We start from the raw sequence: 18,527 nt of genomic DNA, 5'->3' as shown, positions 1-18,527 counted from the left end.
CAAGTGGCGCTTCGCACGACCGCGGGTTCGCCCGCGTGCCGATCTATGCAGCTGGCGAACGCCATGCAGCCCGAACTAGCGGGGAACTGCCGGAGGTGCGTTATGCCGACTGAACTGCTGATCGGCCTGGGATTGGTGGGGGAGTTGCGGCACGCAGTTCCCGCTACGGAACCTGCCTTGCGCCTGGCCGACCGCTCCGGGTGGAGGCTGCAATGATCTCCGGACTCACGCCTCCCGAGCGCTTCCGGTGGTTGCCGTACGACGGCGCTCGCCATGCGGTGCCGCGTGAGTTGACGATGCCGGGCTTGAGCGGAACCACCCTGTGCGGCGAGCCCGTCGTCATCCCGGATGCGCCACCGCCGAAATATCCGGACGGAATGTGGCCAGAGTGTGTGGCGTGTGACCGGGAGTGGCGCACGCAGGCCGGTCAGCAACCGCGACCCGTTCTACCTCCGCCCCGCAGCACCCTTGACGAGCCGCGCCCAGGGCGTACGCGGCGTCCGAAGACCGGAGTCAGCTCATGACGAACGGCGTTCTGGAGAAGATCCTGCGCGACGAGTTGACGCGCGACCTGGAACAGCTCGGCACCGTCGCAGCCGACGGTGACGACGCTTCCGTTCTTTCCATCGCGAGGCACGACATGCCACGCCTCGTGGCCGCCCTGATGGCATTGGTTGATCAGCACAAACCGGACGCGGACGGACGCTGCCGGGAGTGCCGGCGCGGCTGGTGGAAGCGCCTGCCGGGGCCATGCCGAATGCTGCTCGCCGTCCGGCTGGCCTGGACGTTGAACGGCCCGAAGCCGCAGGAGCCGAAGGCGCGCGTGTGCTCCGCGTGGAGGCCAGGCAGGGCGAGCCGGTGATCACCGTGGCGGCGCTGGAGATCCTGCTCGAAACCGAGGGCTACGAAAGCCACGCCTTCCCGGTGGACTACGTCGGGGAGATGCGCAGGGCGGAGTGCGGCGCGGAGTACGGCGCCGACCAGCTGGGGCCGACAGGGGACACGACGCCGGAGTGCGAAAAGTGCCAGCTGGCATACGGCACCTACATCGCGCAGAGGCTTGAGGAGCAGGTCCCCGCGATGCAGGCCCGGCTTCGGGACATGTTGGAGGACATGCCGGAAGGGGTGTGGACGTCGTGAGTGATGGCTTCGACCCGTTCCCGGATGTGCGCGCCGTGCTGGCCACGACGTACCTTACCGACCTCGCCAAAAAAGCCGACCTCCTTGATGGCCCAACCCAGACACGGATCGTCCGTGTGCTTACAGCCCGCAGCAAGGTTGTCCGCGGCTGGGCAACGGCGGAGCGCCGTGCGGCGGTACTTCTGTCCCTGGGCCTGTCGCTGAACGTCGTTGCGATCCTGTACGTCGCTACCGGCACATACTCACCGTGGTCGGTCATAGCCCTGGTTGCGGGAACCGGCGCGCTGAGCGCCGCAGTGCTCTTCCTGTGGCGCGGTAACCAGGACGCCTTGGCGTTAGCCATCGGCACCTACATCGATGTCACCCCACGGCCCGAGCAGAACGGCGACGCGGTCGAGTAACCGTCCACTCTGGACACCCTCTTCTTCCTTGGGATAGTTGTGCGTTTGCTTACAAAGGTTAACGAGTCGGAGCGCTCCGCGTGGTTGCGCAAGGTCGGCGTGGAGCTACGTGCCCATCGAGAGCGCCGAGGCGTGAACGTCGAAAGCGTGTACGTTCGAGGGCGCTCTCGCTCGTGGAGCATTCCCGTCGACGAGGTTGTCGGCCTTGAAGCCGGACGTCATTGGGTCTCGCTGACCGACCTGTTCGGGTTGTGCGAGTTCCTCGATGTCGACATGTGGGGCCTGCTCTGCGACAGCTACCGGTACGTGCTGAGTGCGAAGGGACAGCTTCCGCCGTTGGCGTTCGAGAAGAGCAGAGACATCTTCGGTGTCGCGATGGCGTACCTGTGGGTAGGGCTGCCAACATCCACTCTGGCCTTTGTCGAGTGGTGTTGCCGACAGCCGCTGGATTGCGTCTGCGGCGCTGACTGTTCTTGCGCGTGCGAGGGCTGCCATCTCAGCCGTCGCCGACGCCAGACACTGCTCCGAACGTGGCGCCCACGGCCTTCGGCACTGAACGAGCTGACGTTACCGGCGGACAACGATCCGCATCAGGTGCCCACCAGCGACTGACGAAGGCTTCACGTGTACCACGACGTCGATCGAGACTCCTACCGCCGCGCGATGGCGGACACGCTCAAGATCCTCCTGGAGCGCTCTGGCCTGAGCTACAACGAGACGGTGAAGCGCGCGGCCCTGGCGCCGGGCGCGCTCGGCAAGTTCATCATCGCCGATATGGTGCCGTCGATGGAGTCGCTCGTCCGCCTCTGCGCGGCGTTCGACATCAATGTCTTTGCGGCACTCCTGCAGGTCTACGAGACATGCCTTGCGGCACAAGGAAAGTTGCTCCCGGCTGACTATGGCGAAGTCCCAGGCCGTCACGAGCTGGCCGCCGTGCTGGCCTTCGCCGGGGCTCCGGTCTCGGCGATGTCCTTCGCGCACTGGTGCTGTAACAAGGCCTTCGGCTGCCGGTGCGCGCCGCGGTGCACATGCTCCTGTGCCGGCTGCCATCTCACGGCAGAGGAGCAGGAGCATGTTTTCGAGGTCTACCGCCTGTCGCCGCCTGCCCCCGGCTGACAGGCGCTACCGGGGCAGGGCTCTCCAGGGAGGCCCTGCCCCTCCTTATCAATCACATCCGGACAGGAGGACTCACGATGACAACCACGCCAAGGCGCACGTCCAAGCCCAAACCCAAGACTCTTGACCTCACGCTCGCGGAGCGCGAGAAGTACCTCGCCAGACTTGCCAGGCGTTACAAGAACGGGGAGAGCATCCGGGCCATCGCCAAGAGCATCGACCGCCCGTACGGAACCGTTCACCGGTGGCTGTCCGAGGCCGGAACCCAGTTCCGGCCCCGTGGCGGCAGCAAGCAGAAGCCGATCCCGACGACGGCTCCGATCCCGACGACGTCGTCGCTGATCGACACGCGCGGATGCTGATCTCATGGTGGCTGACTTACCGCCTCTACCGCGACGAACGCGCGCTGTGGGTCGCCGATGCGAAGGCCGACGGGCTCAGCCTGCCGCAGATCGCCGTCTCGCTCGGCCTCCCGGAAACGCACATCGGCACTGTGCACCCCTGGTTGGTCCGCGGCCGATACCTCCAGTACCGAAGAGCGCTGCCGGGAAACGAAGGAGGAGACCAAGTTGACTGCCACTGTGGACTACACGCGCCACGGCGACGCCGACCTGGTCGCGTTTGTACGCGCTGGAACCGTGGCCGCCTTCGGTCCGTTGTACGAGCGGCACGTCACCGCGGCGACACGTCGCACCCGCTATTTCGCGCGTTGCAGCGCCGAGGCTGACGCGCTGGTCTCTGACGGCTTTATGCAGGTACTGGAGGCCTTGCTTGCCGGTGGAGGGCCGACCGAGTCGTTCAGCGCGTACCTGTGGAGGACGATCACGAACCTCGCGTTCGCCCGCTCGCGGAAGGAAGCGCGTGAGGTGCCCACCGAGGCTCCGCCGGTTGACGATGCTGGTCGCGGGCATGTGCGTCAGGAATCCTTCCTGGACCTGGCAATCGAGGGCGTCGTGGACCGTGCGCTCGTAGTGCGCGCGTTCGAGAGGTTGCCCGGCACGTCGCAGCAGGTCCTTTGGTACACGGAGGTTCTGAACATGTCCCCGGCCGAGGCGGCACCGATTCTGGAGATCGCTCCGGGAGCCGTTGCGGCCCGCGCGCATCGGGCTCGTGACGACCTCCGTACAGCGTGGCTTGCCGCGCATGTTGACACCGTCAGGCCGGCGGGGCGCTGTAAGGCCATTGTGGACGAACTGGGCGGATGGATCCGTCAGACGTTACGTACCCGGCGCAGATCCGCGGTGGAACAACACCTCGGCGGCTGCCTGCGTTGCCGCAAGCTTGTCGCAGAGCTGGCGACGCTGAACGCCATACCGCCAGCAATGCCCGCTCGTGTCCACGGGACGCGCTCGGCATAGCAATACGAACATCGGCGAGCACGGCCTTCACCCCCGTCGTCCAGTTGTGGGGTGGCCTTGCTGCCGCTGGCGGCAAGAATCGCGGCGAAGTCGTGCAGCTTGACGTTGATATGTAGGGAGAGCTCGGGCAGCACGGTGAACGTCTGGTCGTCGTCGCATGGGTCAGGAGCGTGATCATGCCCTTGGCCTGCTCGATGACCGGCGGTGTGGCAGCGATCTTGCGCAGGTCCTGCAACTAGGTTCGGCGGCGGTCTGAGGCTCGGCATGACGTAACGACCGGCCCCTGCACACGACACTCTCGCCACGGGCACCCGCGACTGTTCCGAGTGAGAGGCCCCAGCTCCAGCTAGCCGGCAGACGGCCTGGAGGGCGTCAGGTCATCTGCTGCGTGAGCACGACGCTGAAGGCTCCGATGATCAGGAACGGGCCGAGCGGTACATCATGGCTGGGCCTCGATGATCGACTGATGCGTAGCACGAGCAGGGCGAGGGCAGCGCCGAACCAGCCAACGAGCGTGCCGACCAGAATCGCCGACAAGCCGAGCCACCCGAGAGCAAGGCCCAGCAGAGCTGAGAGTCGGAGGTCTCCACCGCCGAGCTGGCCGGGGCGAAGGAAGTAGAGCGCTCCGTAGAACGCGAGTAGGACGAGCATGCCAACTCCGGACCGGAGGAGCGGGTACGCGTCGCGGTCGAGCAGGGCAGCCATGCCGAAGAGTGCGGCGAGGACGATTCCGCTGGGCCAGATGAGCTGGGTAGGTAGCGTGCGGGAGTTCCAGTCGATCGCGGCCAGCGGGACACCAACCGCAGCGAGCCAGGAGTAGGCGAACAGGTCGGGTACGGCGCCGATGCGCCAGGCCAGTGCCGAGAACGCGACCGCGGTGACCACTTCGAGTAGGGCCGGTGGCGAGAGTCGCTCGCACCCTGGCGGGAGAAGTGAGCTTCGCTGGATGGCGATACGCAGGACGCTGGCGATGACGAGTCCGACCAGCCCCCAGCAGCCGATGCTGGCCGCGGTCACCGTGGTACTCGCGTCGTTCGCGTGCTCGCGGGTGCGGCAGAGCTCGTCAAGGCTGTACCCCCTGTGGCCCTCTTGTTGCAGCCTTCCGGTGTAACGAGCCTATTGCTCGGCGCCATTTGGACACGGCGGCATTAACCCATTTGGGCGAAGTTTGCCCGGTTTCCGCTGTTCCGACACTTGTGTCCCTTCATAGGGACATTGCGGTCTCCTAGGGGGCGCCAGGTAGACGTGAGGAGTACGACACTAGATCGAAAGGACTTTTCGCAGATCGGAGGGGGTGCACGTGGTCGGGGGCAACGTACAAGGCCGCAACGGCTGGCGCAGGGTGGGACTGGCGGTTGTTGGACTCGCGGCGCTGACGTTGGTGGCCTGCAGTTCGAACTCGTCCTCGACGCCTGGGGGCACGACTGGGACGGCAACGCCGCCATCGACGACCAGCCTTCCGCCGTCGTCGGCTTCTCCCGCGGACACCGCGCGTCAGCAGGCGACGGCTGCCTACACGGGCATGTGGCGGCAGATGGCCAAGGTGGGCGAGACCGCGGATTGGCAGTCGCCTGAGCTCGCGAAGTACGCGACTGGCGACGCGCTCGGGGTGATCAATCGCAGCCTGTACACCGATCACCTCAACGGTGTGGTGTCCAAGGGTGCGCCGACGAACAACCCCCAGGTGTCCAGTGCGGAACCCGCTGCGAATCCGACCACGGTCATGATCTCGGACTGCAGTGACAGCTCGAACTGGCTGAAGTACAAGGACGGCCAGTTGCTCAATGACGCACCGGGCGGACGGCGATCGATCACCGCGGAAGTCAAGAAGCAGCAGGACGGCACGTGGAGGGTTACCCGCTTCGCCGTGGAGGGGGTGGGTTCGTGTTGAAACGTCTGGGAGTTGCGGTCGGCCTGTCTGCGACCGTGATGCTGGCGAGCGCGTTGCCCGCGTTCGCGGACGATGGGTACGGGTTTACCGACTGCACGCAGTACCCCAACCCTGGTTGTGAACTTGGTGCAGGCAAGAACCCTCGGCCCGGAAACGGTAACCAGGGCAACGGGAACAGCAAGCCGAATCCTGGCAACGGCAATCCCGGCACGGGGCAGTCCAATGCCAATGGCGACACGATCGTCGGCGGTATCACCAATCTGGCCCAGTGCGGCTACGTGCGCAGCGACTACCAAGGCCCGCCACCGGGAGGCGTGCAGCCGGCGGCCTTCCATGTTCCGCCGAAAACCGGTGCGGTCACGGCGGTGCCTGCGGTGTATCGGCCGCAGCGCGAGTCGGCCACCGTGCAGTTCGCGGTCGCGCAGCCGCGGTTCGCGCAGGCTCAGCCGCCGTCCGGTGCTTGGTACGTATACAAGTGCACCGGCCCCGGCTTTGCGGATGCCCTGTACCGGCCGCCGGTCTGGATCGCTGACGGCCAGCCAGGCCCGGTGCCGTTGCCGTCGCCGGCCGAGCTCGCGGCGCAGGCGCGGAACCAGCTGCGGCTTCCTACTCCGAAGATCAAGGCGAACCCGGCGGGCGATCAGCTGGTCAGCCTGCCGACGTGGTTGTGGCTGGACCGCAGCAGCTGGGGTGACGTCTCGGCCACCGCGTCGGTGCCGGGCGTGTCGGTGACTGCGGTCGCGAGGCCGACCTCGGTGACGTGGTCGATGGGTGATGGCGGCTCGGTGACCTGCACTGGCCCTGGCTCGCCGTTCCCCGCTAGTGGTGACCCGAAGAGCGCCTCGCCGGACTGCGGCTACACGTACAAGACGTCTTCGGCCGGGCAGCGCGCCGACGCGTTCCCGGTGACCGCGACGGTGAACTGGACCGTGACGTGGTTGGGCGCGGGCCAGGGCGGCACGTTCCCGAACATGACGACCTCGGCCTCGGTGGCGTTCCGCGTGGCGGAGAGCCAGGGAATCGCGACCGGCTGAGCAAAGCCTCCCGCCTCACGAGGGCGGGCGTGCACAACGAAACACCCTGTTGCGAACAAGGCACGTCGAACACCCGAGTCGACGCGTCGCGATGGCGTCATGCCTGAAGGAGGTCGGTGGTGACCACTACCGCAGGTTCGACCAGTACGGACACGACGCAGAAACCAGCGTCGCCGAACGCGTGGGCCGGCCGTGACGGCAAGACTCCTTCGCGTTTGAGCGGCAGCGGCCGGCGCCGCAGCGTGCCCTACCTGTTGCTCGGCGTTCTGCTGGTCCTGGTGTGCGCGGCCGGCGGTGTGTTCGCCGGAATGCAGCTGGGTGACCGGGAAAGCGTGCTCGCGCTGGCCCGTCCCGTTGCCGTAGGCCAAGTTCTGACGGCGCAGGATCTCAAGCAGGTCAGCATGGCCGCGGACTCCGGCATGGACGTGATGCTCGCATCTGCTGCGTCCACAGTGGTGGGTCAGCCGGTTGCGTTCAGCCTGCCCGCTGGCTCACTGGTGACCCGTTCGGTGCTCGGCGCACCGCAGATTCCGGCGCATGGCAGGGCAATCGCCGCCGTGGGGCTGAAGCCGGGACAGTTCCCGCCCGACCTGTCGCCCGGTACCACCGTCGCGGTCCTCACGACTCCAGGGCAGGGCACGACGACCGGAACGTCGACCGGTTCCGGACAGACGTCGTCGTGGACCGCGGTGGTGACAGGCATCGCCACGCGCGAGACCGAGCAGACCACGGTGGTGTCGCTGCAACTGTCCGAATCGGACGCTCGCGCATTGGCATCGGCCCCGGCGGGGCAACTGAGTCTGGTCGCGATCTCGGGAGGAGGCCGCTGATGCTCATCGCCGTCTGCTCGCTGAAAGGGTCGCCGGGCGTGACCACCCTGGCGACCGCGCTCGGCGCCCGTTGGCCGGGCCAGGAGAACCCGATCGTGGCCGAGGTCGACCCTGCTGGCGGTGACCTGATGGCCCGCTTCCGGCTGCCCGACACTCCGGGCCTGGTCAGCTTGGCCGCGGCGGCACGAGGCCGTAGCGGTGTCAATCCGAATCTGCTCGGCCAGCACACCCAGCTTCTCCCTGGTGGCCTGCGGGTGGTGCTCGGCCCGGTCGGTGCCGAACAAGCTCGCGCCGCCCTGACGGTGCTGGCCTCGGGCCCGTCCTCGCCGCTGCGGCGGGCCACAGACCAGCCGGAGACCACGGTCATCGCCGACTGCGGCCGGGTCGATCCGGACTCACCCGCGTTCCCGATCATCCGCAGCGCGGACGCGATGCTGCTGGTCGCCCGCCCACATGACGACGAGCTCGCGCACGTCGCGCTCAAGCTGCAGGCCGCCCAGCAGTGGTCACGACGCCCGTGCTTCGTCCTGGTCGGCGACGGCTACCCGACCGCGGAGGTTTCCCTGGCGCTGCGCATCCCGGTGATGGGTCGCGTGCCGCGCGACGACAAGGGCGCCGCGGTGTTGTGTGGCCAGGGCACCGGCCGACGTGGGCCCGACAAGTCCGCGCTGGGGCGGGCTGCCGCCAGGATCGCGCTCAACCTTTATGCGCACGGGCACCAGCCGACCGGCAACGGCGCCCGTGCCCCGCACCTGCGGCTGGCCGTTCCGGGTGAGCCGGTCTCGGGTGCGGCGCTGCAACCGCTCGGGCCGCAAACTCGTAACGGGGCGACGCCATGACGCCACCTGATGTCGGTGATCCGCGCCTGGCGGCGTCGACCAACGGCGCCGGCCCGAACCTGGCTGCCCACCACGCGGCTGGACCGGCGGATCTGCCACACCGGCCCGCCGGGGAAGCCGCCGCGGTGGAACGGCTGCGGCAGCACCTGCGCGAGGAGTTGTCCACCCAACTCAGCAGGCGCATCCGGGCTGACGAGACCGCCGGCCGCCCGCCGATGGACGCCCCAGCACGCCGCCGGCTGGCTGAGGCGATCCTGACCGACGCGGCCGAGGCGCACGCCCAAGCCGAGCTGCGCAACTCCGCCACCGGCGGGATGCTCGTGGCGCCCGAGGTCGAGCAGCGCCTGATCCGCCAGGTCCTCGACGAGGTCTTCGGCCTGGCCGGTCTGGAACCGCTGCTGGCCGACACCGACATCGAGAACATCAACATCAACGGCGACCGTGTCTTCGTCAAGTACGCCGACGGCCGACGCAAGCGGTTGCCCCCGGTGGTCGGTTCGGACACCGAGCTGATCGAGCTCATCCGCGACCTGGCGACCCGTTCGGGAGTGGAGGAGCGCCGCTTCGACCGCGGCAGCCCGATCGTGAATTTCCAGCTGCCTGGTGGCGAGCGTGTCTCGGCGGTCATGGCGGTCACCGCGCGCCCGTCAGTGTCGATCCGCCGGCACCGGTTCACCAAGGTCACGCTGGCCGAGCTGCGCGAGAACGGCACCATCGACCTCGCGCTGGAGAGCTTTCTGAAGGCTCTGGTGCGGGCCAAGCGCAACGTCCTGGTCACCGGCGGCACGGCGATCGGCAAGACCACCCTGCTGCGCGGCCTGGCCTCGGCCATCCCGTCGTGGGAGCGGCTGATCACCATAGAGGATGTCTTCGAGCTCGGCCTCGGCGAGGACGCCGAGACGCACCCGGACGTGGTGGCGTTGCAGGCTCGCGAACCGAACATCGAGGGGCAGGGTGAGATCTCGCTGTCGGACCTGGTGTGGCAGTCCCTGCGGATGAGCCCGGACCGGGTCATCGTCGGCGAGGTCCGCGGCCCGGAGGTCATCCCGCTGACCAACGCGATGTCCATGGGCAACGACGGCAGCATGGGCACCCTGCACTCCTCCAGCAGCCAAGGCGCGTTCACCAAGCTGGCTGCCTACGCCGTGCAAGGTCCCGAGCGGTTGCCGATGGAGGCGACCAACCTGCTTGTCGCTGCGGCGCTGCACTTCGTGGTGCACCTGGAAAAGCCCCGCGACGACCCGAGCAAGCGCGTGGTGTCGTCCATCCGGGAAGTCGTCGGCGCCGATGGCGCCCAGATCATCAGCAACGAGGTCTGGCGCCCCGGCCCGGACCTGCGCGCCGTACCGGGCGCGCCGTTGCGCACCGACACCGTCGACCTGCTCGTCGAGGCGGGCTACGACCCGGACCTGTTCGAGCGGCGCGAAGGGTGGTGGAGGCCATGACCACGACCGCCGCCCTGTTCGGCCTGCTCGGTGCCGGTGCGGCCGTCGGTGTCCTGCTGATCGCCACCGGGCTGCGCGGCCGACCCGCCCGTCCGGCGACGCCGTCGCGGCTCAGCGCTTGGCTGGCCGCACGACATGACCGCAAGCGGGTCGGCTGGCTCGTCGTGGCCGTGCTCGCCGGCTTGGCCGTCGGCGCGGTCACCGGCTGGGTGGTCGCCGCCATCCTGACCGCGCTCGCGGTCGTCGGCCTGCCGCGGATCCTCGGCTCAAACGTCGACCACAAGCGCCACCTCGAACGCATCGAGGCGATCGCCGGGTGGACGGAGATGCTGCGCGACACCCTGGTCGCCGCGGCCGGCCTGGAACAGGCCATCCTCGCCACCGCCCCGGCCTGCCCCGAGGCAATCCGCGAGGAGATCACCGAGCTCGCCGTCCGGCTGGAACGCGGCGAACGCCTCGCACCGTCGCTGCGCCACCTCGCCGACCAGCTGCGCGACCCCACCGCGGACCTCGTGATCTCCGCGCTCGTGCTGGCCGCGGAGCACCAGGCCCGGCAGCTGGCCGACCTGCTCGGCGAACTCGCTAGCGAGGCACGCGAGCAGGCGTCCATGCGGATGCGCGTCGAGGCCGGCCGCGCCCGTACCCGGACCAGCGTGCGCGTCATCGTGATCACCACGCTGTCTTTCGCGATCGGGCTGGTGCTGCTCAACCGCGGCTACGTCGCCCCGTACGACTCCGCGTTCGGGCAGATCATGTTGCTGTTCGTCGGTGCGCTGTTCGCGACAGCTTTTGCTTGGCTGGCAAGGATTGCGCGGATGCGTGAGCCGGAGCGCTTCCTCACGGAGCTGGACACGATCCGACCGCACGACGCCGACGTGGACGTCGATGACTTGCTCACCGGGAAGGGGGCGTCGTCATGATCAGCGCGTTGTTGTGGGGTGCCGGGCTCGGCGTCGGCTTGTGGGCGCTCGTGGTCTACGTGTTTCCGCCGAGGCCGCCGCTGCGCGCTCTGGTCGACCGGTTGCACGCGACGCCCGCGCCGCCACCGATCCTTACCGCGGACTCCGACGGCTGGGCGTTGCGTGTGGGCCGGCCGTTCATCAAGCCGTTGGCCGCGCTCGGGTTGCCCAACCGCAAACTACGGAACGACCTCGCGGTCACCGGCAAGAGCATCGAGCACCACCTGGCAGAGAAGGCCACGTTGGCGCTGACCGGGCTGCTGCTGCCGATCCTGATGCAACTGCTGTTCGTCGTGGCCGATGTTGGTCTCGGCTGGGAAGTCCCGGCGGTCGCGAGCCTGCTCTTTGCGCTCGGTGGGTTCCTGTTGCCGGATATCAGCGTGCGGCAGGAAGCCGAGCGGCGGCGCTCGACCTTCCGGCACGCGCTGTCGGCCTACCTGAACCTGATCCGGGTCCTGCTGGCTGGCGGCGCCGGAGTCGACGGCGCGCTGTCGGACGCGGTCGGCATCGGCAAGGGCTGGGCCTTCCAACAGCTGCGCCGCGCGCTGGTCACCGCCAAGCTGACCCGCACGACACCGTGGTCGACCCTCGGTCAGCTCGGTGCCGAGCTCGACGTGCATCAGCTGTCCGAGCTGGCCGCCTCGGTCAGCCTCGCCGGCACCGAGGGCGCCCGCGTGCGAGCCAGCCTCGCGGCCAAGGCCGCGGCGCTGCGCACTCGTGAACTCACTGACGCTGAAGGCGAAGCGCAGGCCGCCACCGAACGGATGAGCCTTCCCGTGGTGATGCTGTTCGGCGGGTTCCTGATTTTCATCGGGTTCCCTGCCCTCGCGAGCGTGCTGGGAGGTCTCTGAAGTTCCCACAAGGACTGTCCATACCGGACCCCGAACCGCAGGGGAGAAGCTGATGTTCACCGAAGTTCAGATCCTCATTGCCCGCATCCGGGCCGAGCTGGAGCGGCTGCGCCGCGACGAGGCGGGTTACTCGACCGAGGCGGTCGTGGTGACCGCGTTGCTGGCGGCGCTGGCCATCGGGGTGATCGCGATCATCGTCGTCAAGGTCACCCAGAAAGCCAACGGGATCAACCTGTAGGCCGGTGACCACGATGCCTCGACGCCCCAGCCGACCCCGCACGCCGAACACGCGCGAGCGTCCACACCGGATGCGCGTGCGGGCGGCGCTGCACCGGCTGCGGACGGATCAGCGTGGCGCCGGCACGGTCGAACTCGTCATCGCAACGCCCCTGCTGTTGCTGCTGATCCTGTTGATCGCGCAGTTCGCGCTCTACATGCACGCCACCCACATCGCCCAAGCCGCCGCCTCCGAAGCCCTGTCCGCAGCACGGGTGTACGGCGCCAGTACGGCCGCGGGCAATGCCGAAGGACAACGAGTCCTCACCCAACTCGGAAGTGGCCCGCTGCAGGGAACATCGGTCAACGTCCAGCGAGGACCGAACCAAGCATCCGTGACGGTCACCGGAACCGTGATCAACGTGATTCCATTCGCGACCTTCACGGTGCACGCCGAAGCCGTTGGGCCCGTGGAGAAATTCACCCCGCCGACCGGTGCAGGGGCGGTGGCACCATGACCGCGGCCCGCCGTCTTCCCGTGTTCGTGCGCTCGATGCGCGCGAGTATTCGCGCGCTGCGTCGGAACGAACGAGGCTCCGCTGCGGCCGAGCTCACCCTACTGACCCCGCTCCTGATCCTGCTGCTGTTGTTCGTGGTGTTCTGCGGTCGGCTGGCCGACACCAAGCTGCGGATCAACGACGTCGCGCACCAAGCGGCCCGCACCGCCACCCTGGCCCGCACCCCATCGCAGGCCACCACCAACGCCCAAGCCACCGCCAGCGCAGCCCTGGCGTCCGCCGGGATCACCTGCCAGTCCTTGTCGGTGTCCACCGACACCCAGGGACTCAAGCCGGGCTCCACGGTGACCGTCACCGTGTCCTGCAGCGTCGGGCTCGGAGACCTGACCTCCCTCGGCGTGCCCGGCAGCCGGACGTTCCAATCCAGCTTCTCCTCCCCGGTCGATGTCTGGCGCGGCACCGCCCCGAACGCCCAAGCCGGAGGTGCGCCATGAGGCTGGCCGCATCGCTGCGCCGCCGAACCGGCCGGCTGCGCGAGGACCAGGCCGGTCGGGTGACTGCCTTCGTCGTCATCATCGCCCTCGCCGCGCTGCTGTTCGCCGGGCTCGTGCTCGACGGCGGGCTCGCCCTGGCCGCCAAGGTCCGTGCGATGGGGGAGGCGCAGGAAGCCGCGCGGGCCGGTGCCCAAGAAATCGACCTGACCGCCTACCGCACCGACGGCACCCTGCGCCTGGTCCCACACGAGGCCAGCGCCGCGGCCCACAGCTACCTCGCCGCCGCCGGCCACACCGGCACCGTGTCGGTCGCCGGCAACACGGTGAACGTGACCGTCAGCATCACCCAGCCGACTCAACTGCTCGGACTGGTCAGCATCGGCTCAATCACCGTCACGGGAACCGGGCAGGCCCAACCGCAACGCGGAATCTCCGGAGTACTCCCATGACGATCCCTACGCGCTCGTACCCAATTCAGTGCCACAACGGGGAAGGAGACCAGGATGGCGACGACTGAAGAGATCGAACGCCGTGTGGAGCAAGCCGACGCGGCTCGTAGCGCGAAGAGGGCCGCTGCGGCCAAGCGCGTCGGTGAGCTCGCATTGCTGCGGGCAGAGGTGGCCGAGAAACTCGGCGACATCGAGCGAGAACTCGGTGATGTTCTTGCTGAGTCCAGCGACGTCATCAGCGTTGACGAGCTGGCCAAGTTCACCGACGTACCGGCCACCGACCTCACCCAGTGGCTCAACGGCCGCAAGACGACTCGCCCCAGCCGCAAGCGGTCCACCTCCAGCACCGCTACCGCGAAACGGGATGCGAGCCAGGCATCGTCCACATCGAACCCGGCGCCGGTCACCCAGTCATCCGCGTCACCCGAGCTCGCCGGGCCTCGCAACGGCGCGGCGGACACCTCCACCCGGATTCCCACGCCGGTGACATGACGCCGCTGTCTCCGGTGGCATCCGCGGAGCCGTAAACCTGTACGTCCAAGGAATCGAGCACGTCGTGACCGCACACTCGCACTCCTCTCATCGGAAGCCGATACGGCCGAGGACAAGCCGACCAGGCTGGTGGGCGCTCGCCGTCACACTCCGGTTCGTGCGAAGTCTGCTCGCGCTCATCGTCCTGCTCGCGCTCGTGGCGGGCTTGCCCTGGGCCCTCGTGCACTTCGTGGGTTGGCCCCTGCCTGACCACGTGCCGACGTGGGACGAGATCCAGGCGACGTTGCTCAACCCGATGAGCGCACAGTTCCTGCTCAACACCCTGGCGGTGCTGTGCTGGATCGTCTGGTTCTTCTTCGCGCTCGACGTCCTGCGCTGCACCGTCGATGCGGCGCGCGGGATTACCTGGCCGCAGGTCCGCCCACCTGGCCCACTGCACGGGCTCGCCGCAGCCCTGATCGGCACCATCGTGCTGACCCTGCTCGACAACCGGACCCCGTACACCGTCCCGACCCTGACCGCCGCAGCCGTTACCGGCGATCTCGTGCCAGTTGCGGTCGTCGCGCCATTGACGCCCGGCCCGGCCACCCAGGCTGCAGACCCGCAGACAGCCGCGGCCGTGGTCCCGGCGACCACCTTGGTGATCGATCGTGCAGCACCTGCCCCGCCGGGCATGGTCCAGATCACGGAGGAAGTCCGACTTCCCCGAGACGGGATCTACGACAGCCTGTGGCGGGTCGCCGAACGCATCTACGGTCCCGGCGGCGGAAGCCGTTGGCCGGAGCTGTTCCAGCTCAACCGCGGCGTGGAGCAGCCCGACGGTCGCGCGCTGACCCAACCCAACCTCGTTCGCCCTGGCTGGAAGATCACCGCCTACATCGCGGCCCCGCCCGAACAGCATCCCGGCGAGCAGCAGCCGCAGGTACCGCCTCCGCAACCACTGCCTCCTCCGACGAGCACAGCGCCGACCACGCCACCGTCAACACAGCCCGCGCCGAACACGACCCCAGCGCCGGCCACGGACCAGGCTGGCGAGCACAGCGACGACCATGCCGAACCGGGACTCGACCTGCTGACGGGTGTGTTCGTCAGCCTCGGCCTGGCCGGAGCGATCACGACGGCCATGGTGTCGGCCCGGATGTGGCGCCGACGCTGCTACCGCGTCGGCAGCGGCGACCGCATCGACCTGCAGCGACCGATCGCGCCCGTAGTCCGCGCCCTGAGGGCCGCGTATGACCAGGACGACCACAGCGAACGCAGGCCCCTGGACAACGTGGAGTTCGTCGACCTCGCGCCCGCTCCACCGCGGATCCACATCACCGCCGCCGGGGATCTGGAACCCGACGACGAACCAGTCTCCGTACCGGCGAGGGTCGGCGTGCGGGGCGGTCGCGAACTCGCCCTGAACCTGGCCAGCACCCGTGGCCTCGGTCTCGCCGGCCCCGGCGCCACCGCCGCTGCCCGCGCGCTCCTGCTGCACCTGCTCACCGAACAGCAGCCCGGCGACGGCATCCGCGTGCTCGTACCCGCCGACGATCTGCACCTCGTCTTCGACGGCGCCGGCGTCGAGAACCTGCCATCCACCGTTCACGTCGTCGCCACGCTCGACGCTGCCCTCGATGAGATGGAAGCGGCTCTGCTCACCCGGACCCGCCACGTCATCGAGGAGACCGAAGCCCAGTTCGTCCCGGCCTCGCTCGTGCTGCTCGCCAGCCCCGCGCCCCACGCGGAACGCCGCCTGCAGGCCGTGCTCGACAACGGCTCGACCCTCGGCCTGGCCGGCGTGCTTCTCGGCCAGTGGCACCCCGGCGCGACCGTGCGCGTCCGCCACGACGGCACCGTTAGCGCGACCAGCCCCGGTCTCGGTGACGCCCTCGCCGACACGCACCTGTTCAGGCTGCCTGCCACCGACGCCGCTGAGTTGCTTGCCGTGCTCCGCGATGCCGAAGGCCCCTCCGACCTGGCTACGCCGAGGCGCGCAACCGGCGGCCTCACCGGCGACGAGCTCGTGCTGTCTGCGGACGATCACGACGTTGTACCGACGCCGCCCGTCCCCGAGCAGCGCTCGGTTGACGAGATGACTCAGCTTGAGTCCACCCGCTCGCTGGAACAGGAAGACAACCAGCAGTCCCGACTGGCCCCGAGCCTGCAGTTGCTGGACGTTCGCCCCATCCCCGTGGACGTCCAGCCAAACGGCCCGGCCTCAGCCATTCCGGACGACGACATCGACGAGCGCCGCACGACTGCCGAGGACGTCAAGCCAGCCGCAGGCCAGGAACCGGCCGCTGATGAACCCCGGAAACGGGACAACGGTGACGTGACAGCACCGCAACCCCCGCTGGTTGTGCATGTGCTGGGACGCCTGCACCTGGCCCTGCGCGACGACGAGGGCGACCGCGAGCTCAGCGGCGCGCTGACCCCGAAGCAACGGGAACTGCTCGTCTACCTCGCGCTGCACCCCCACGGCGTCCGCCGCGAAGTCCTCAACGAGGCCCTCTGGCCCGACAGCCGGCCGCCGCGGCCGTACAACTCGTTCCACAACACCCTGTCCATGTTGCGCCGTGCCCTCACTGACGCCACTGACGGCCGGCTCGACAACCTCGTTCTCAACGATGACGGCCGCTATCAGCTCGACGACGAACTTGTCGTCGTCGACTACTGGCAACTTCAGCACGCCCTGCAGGCGTCCAGCTCACCCGATGCCGAGGCCCAGCTGCATGATGCCGTCGAGCTCTATCAGGGCGACCTCGCCGAGGACCTGCTCGTGCCCTGGATCGAAACGTTCCGAGAGGCCACCCGACGCGACGTCCTGGACGCGCTTGGCGCACTGATCCGCGCGCACGGCGACAGTGAGCCAGAAACCATGCTCACGCTGCTGGAACGCACCCGGAAGCTCGACCGCTACAACGAGGGCGTCTACCGCGACATCATCCGCACCCAAGCCCGCCTCGATCAGTACGCTGCCATCCCGCGCACCCTCGCCCTGCTGACCACCACACTGGACGAAATCGGCCAGCGCCCCAGTGCCGACACACTCAACCTCGCCGACTTCCTCCAGCGCCGCGGCAGCAGCCGGCGGCCGGTCTCCACCAACAACGCCGCAGTCAGCTGAACCGCGTCCACCATCGCAGCGGTACCTCAGTCAGACCGATCATCGCCTTGCGGCGGATCGCCGTCCTCCAGCGTCTTCTGCAGGCGCTCGATCAGATCGAGGTTCTCTTCCGCCCAGTCGATCAGAGGCCGCGCCCGGACCAGCAAGTCCGCGGCAGCCGGCGTTAGCGAGTACACCACCGACCGCGGGAAGGTCCGCTCCTCGACCCGGTCCACCAGGCCTGCGGTCTCCATCCGGCGCAGGGTGCGGCCCAACGCCCGACTCTGAATCTTGCGGACCGTCCCGGTCCACGGGTCGAACGTAGTCATGTCCTGGATGGCGGCATGAAGCTCGTTGTAATGCAGGGGCCCAGCGCTCAACGCCACCAAGATGTGCGTGAGCCATTCCCCGTTCAACATATGACGGAGATCTCGCGACCGCGCTAGGTGCCTATCATCCCCCATTCCCATGTCCACCCCCAATGATCGTTCGCGACAGCCCGTCCGCACCTCGTCCCCGCAGTACAGGCGAGCCCTGAGATTCAGAGATTAGAATCGCGCCTTTCCGGTTGTGCGGGTATAGTTTTGCCCGATATCAGCGGGCCTGATGATCAGTGTCAAGGTTGTCAACGCTACGCCAAACGGGGTTCCCCGTGCAGCGTGTTTCTACTTAGGACGGACCGGTGTCACTACATCGAGTGACCGACTAGTAGATCAACAGTACGATCGGTGAATCGCTTTGTAGCGTCCTGGCCAACTACCCGACGACGGTCCGATCCAGCTACCTGTTAGAGCGGTAGCCCTCCAGTGCGACGAAGTGCCTGGTCACTCCTGTCATGGGGGCTACCGATGCTGCGCCCGACTCGTCGGCCGACAGGCATATGAACAGTCGTTTTGGGTGGGTGGTCACCTGTCGCATCTCTTGACCCGGTGGTCGTCTTGACTGCGATGGTCGCCATCTCCTCGTGCCCCACTCTCCACCGGGCCAGCTCTATCTGTCTTCCGTTGCCCCTTGCCCGCGCCTCCCGCTCTGCATGCTTGCTTCGCGCTGATCGACTTCCATCAATTTTGGCACCGCGCCAATCTGGATTCAAAGCAATCCCACCTTGACAAGCGCTATGTTCATCATTTGTCAACTGGTTCTCGGCTATTGAGAATTTCTCTCGGATGAATTGCATTTTGGTGGGGTTCGACTGCTGGACAGTGCAATTCCCGATCTCGGCAATTCTGCCGCCTGAATCCGAACTGTTTGCAGTAACGAGCTGTCCGGGTGCCGCTGGTCGCGTGCGCTGGGCGCCGTCGTGCCGGTCGCTGGTCGCGTGCGCTGGGCGCCGTCGTGCCGGTCGCTGGTCGCGTGCGCTGGGCGCCGTCGTGCCGGTCGCTGGTCGCGTGCGCTGGGCGCCG

General features: G+C 68.0%; 23 protein-coding genes. 21 read left to right on the top strand and 2 right to left on the bottom strand.

Going from position 1 to position 18,527, the window contains the following annotated elements; translation table 11 throughout:
- Positions 1-212 precede the first annotated feature (212 nt).
- From ABZV40_RS06765 to ABZV40_RS06730, 8 genes are all read left to right on the top strand, one after another.
- Positions 213-524: a zinc finger protein gene (locus ABZV40_RS06765; protein ID WP_355436898.1), complete on the top strand. Its 312-nt coding sequence runs from the start codon at positions 213-215 to the stop codon at positions 522-524.
- The gene (locus ABZV40_RS06760; RefSeq protein ID WP_355436896.1) at positions 521-862 is read left to right on the top strand and encodes a hypothetical protein; all 342 of its coding nucleotides are present in this window, start codon (positions 521-523) and stop codon (positions 860-862) included. The genes ABZV40_RS06765 and ABZV40_RS06760 overlap by 4 nt, the downstream gene beginning before the upstream one ends.
- A complete protein-coding gene (locus ABZV40_RS06755; RefSeq protein ID WP_355436894.1) occupies positions 835-1,140 on the top strand; it encodes a hypothetical protein in 306 nt (101 codons plus the stop codon). Before ABZV40_RS06760 ends, ABZV40_RS06755 begins: the two co-directional genes overlap by 28 nt.
- A complete protein-coding gene (locus ABZV40_RS06750; RefSeq protein WP_355436892.1) occupies positions 1,137-1,541 on the top strand; it encodes a hypothetical protein in 405 nt (134 codons plus the stop codon). Before ABZV40_RS06755 ends, ABZV40_RS06750 begins: the two co-directional genes overlap by 4 nt.
- 132 nt (positions 1,542-1,673) lie before the next feature.
- Positions 1,674-2,153, top strand: coding sequence for a hypothetical protein (locus tag ABZV40_RS06745; protein ID WP_355436890.1), 480 nt, complete (start codon positions 1,674-1,676; stop codon positions 2,151-2,153).
- Between the two features lie 12 nt (positions 2,154-2,165).
- Complete coding sequence (locus tag ABZV40_RS06740; protein WP_355436888.1) at positions 2,166-2,657, top strand: helix-turn-helix transcriptional regulator; 492 nt, start codon at positions 2,166-2,168, stop codon at positions 2,655-2,657.
- A 77-nt stretch (positions 2,658-2,734) separates the two neighbouring features.
- Positions 2,735-3,019: a helix-turn-helix domain-containing protein gene (locus ABZV40_RS06735; protein ID WP_355436886.1), complete on the top strand. Its 285-nt coding sequence runs from the start codon at positions 2,735-2,737 to the stop codon at positions 3,017-3,019.
- A 207-nt stretch (positions 3,020-3,226) separates the two neighbouring features.
- A complete protein-coding gene (locus ABZV40_RS06730) occupies positions 3,227-4,015 on the top strand; it encodes a sigma-70 family RNA polymerase sigma factor (RefSeq protein ID WP_355436884.1) in 789 nt (262 codons plus the stop codon).
- A gap of 372 nt (positions 4,016-4,387) precedes the next feature.
- On the opposite strand, the gene ABZV40_RS06725 is transcribed toward ABZV40_RS06730, so the two are convergent.
- Complete coding sequence (locus ABZV40_RS06725; RefSeq protein WP_355436882.1) at positions 4,388-5,032, bottom strand: prepilin peptidase; 645 nt, start codon at positions 5,030-5,032, stop codon at positions 4,388-4,390.
- A 283-nt stretch (positions 5,033-5,315) separates the two neighbouring features.
- On the opposite strand from ABZV40_RS06725, the gene ABZV40_RS06720 reads away from it, so the two are divergent.
- The 13 genes from ABZV40_RS06720 (at position 5,316) to ABZV40_RS06660 (ending at position 17,145) form a co-directional block, all read left to right on the top strand.
- On the top strand, positions 5,316-5,906 hold the full coding sequence (locus ABZV40_RS06720; protein WP_355436880.1) for a hypothetical protein: 591 nt from the start codon (positions 5,316-5,318) through the stop codon (positions 5,904-5,906).
- Complete coding sequence (locus ABZV40_RS06715; RefSeq protein ID WP_355436878.1) at positions 5,900-6,940, top strand: hypothetical protein; 1,041 nt, start codon at positions 5,900-5,902, stop codon at positions 6,938-6,940. Before ABZV40_RS06720 ends, ABZV40_RS06715 begins: the two co-directional genes overlap by 7 nt.
- Positions 6,941-7,059: 119 nt before the next feature.
- The gene (locus tag ABZV40_RS06710; RefSeq protein WP_355436876.1) at positions 7,060-7,770 is read left to right on the top strand and encodes an SAF domain-containing protein; all 711 of its coding nucleotides are present in this window, start codon (positions 7,060-7,062) and stop codon (positions 7,768-7,770) included.
- The gene (locus tag ABZV40_RS06705; protein ID WP_355436874.1) at positions 7,770-8,609 is read left to right on the top strand and encodes a chromosome partitioning protein; all 840 of its coding nucleotides are present in this window, start codon (positions 7,770-7,772) and stop codon (positions 8,607-8,609) included. The genes ABZV40_RS06710 and ABZV40_RS06705 overlap by 1 nt, the downstream gene beginning before the upstream one ends.
- The gene (locus ABZV40_RS06700; protein ID WP_355436872.1) at positions 8,606-10,054 is read left to right on the top strand and encodes an ATPase, T2SS/T4P/T4SS family; all 1,449 of its coding nucleotides are present in this window, start codon (positions 8,606-8,608) and stop codon (positions 10,052-10,054) included. Before ABZV40_RS06705 ends, ABZV40_RS06700 begins: the two co-directional genes overlap by 4 nt.
- Entirely contained in the window at positions 10,051-10,974 is a 924-nt protein-coding gene (locus tag ABZV40_RS06695; protein WP_355436870.1) for a type II secretion system F family protein, read from the top strand. Before ABZV40_RS06700 ends, ABZV40_RS06695 begins: the two co-directional genes overlap by 4 nt.
- Positions 10,971-11,864: a type II secretion system F family protein gene (locus ABZV40_RS06690; protein ID WP_355436869.1), complete on the top strand. Its 894-nt coding sequence runs from the start codon at positions 10,971-10,973 to the stop codon at positions 11,862-11,864. The genes ABZV40_RS06695 and ABZV40_RS06690 overlap by 4 nt, the downstream gene beginning before the upstream one ends.
- A 52-nt stretch (positions 11,865-11,916) precedes the next feature.
- The gene (locus ABZV40_RS06685) at positions 11,917-12,102 is read left to right on the top strand and encodes a hypothetical protein (protein ID WP_319971893.1); all 186 of its coding nucleotides are present in this window, start codon (positions 11,917-11,919) and stop codon (positions 12,100-12,102) included.
- Between the two features lie 70 nt (positions 12,103-12,172).
- Positions 12,173-12,598: a TadE/TadG family type IV pilus assembly protein gene (locus ABZV40_RS06680; protein ID WP_355436866.1), complete on the top strand. Its 426-nt coding sequence runs from the start codon at positions 12,173-12,175 to the stop codon at positions 12,596-12,598.
- On the top strand, positions 12,595-13,092 hold the full coding sequence (locus ABZV40_RS06675; RefSeq protein ID WP_355436864.1) for a TadE/TadG family type IV pilus assembly protein: 498 nt from the start codon (positions 12,595-12,597) through the stop codon (positions 13,090-13,092). The genes ABZV40_RS06680 and ABZV40_RS06675 overlap by 4 nt, the downstream gene beginning before the upstream one ends.
- Positions 13,089-13,541 (top strand): pilus assembly protein TadG-related protein, encoded by a 453-nt coding sequence (locus ABZV40_RS06670; protein ID WP_355436862.1) that lies wholly within the window; start codon positions 13,089-13,091, stop codon positions 13,539-13,541. The genes ABZV40_RS06675 and ABZV40_RS06670 overlap by 4 nt, the downstream gene beginning before the upstream one ends.
- Positions 13,542-13,595: 54 nt before the next feature.
- A complete protein-coding gene (locus ABZV40_RS06665) occupies positions 13,596-14,033 on the top strand; it encodes a hypothetical protein (protein WP_355436861.1) in 438 nt (145 codons plus the stop codon).
- Positions 14,034-14,190: 157 nt separating this feature from the next.
- Positions 14,191-17,145 (top strand): BTAD domain-containing putative transcriptional regulator, encoded by a 2,955-nt coding sequence (locus ABZV40_RS06660; RefSeq protein WP_355436859.1) that lies wholly within the window; start codon positions 14,191-14,193, stop codon positions 17,143-17,145.
- Positions 17,146-17,171: 26 nt separating this feature from the next.
- On the opposite strand, the gene ABZV40_RS06655 is transcribed toward ABZV40_RS06660, so the two are convergent.
- The gene (locus tag ABZV40_RS06655; protein WP_319971885.1) at positions 17,172-17,543 is read right to left on the bottom strand and encodes a helix-turn-helix domain-containing protein; all 372 of its coding nucleotides are present in this window, start codon (positions 17,541-17,543) and stop codon (positions 17,172-17,174) included.
- Positions 17,544-18,527: the final 984 nt, after the last annotated feature.

The organism is Lentzea sp. NPDC004782 (assembly GCF_040609115.1).
Taxonomy (GTDB): Bacteria; Actinomycetota; Actinomycetes; order Mycobacteriales; family Pseudonocardiaceae; genus Lentzea.
This window is presented reverse-complemented; position numbering and strand designations above follow the sequence as displayed.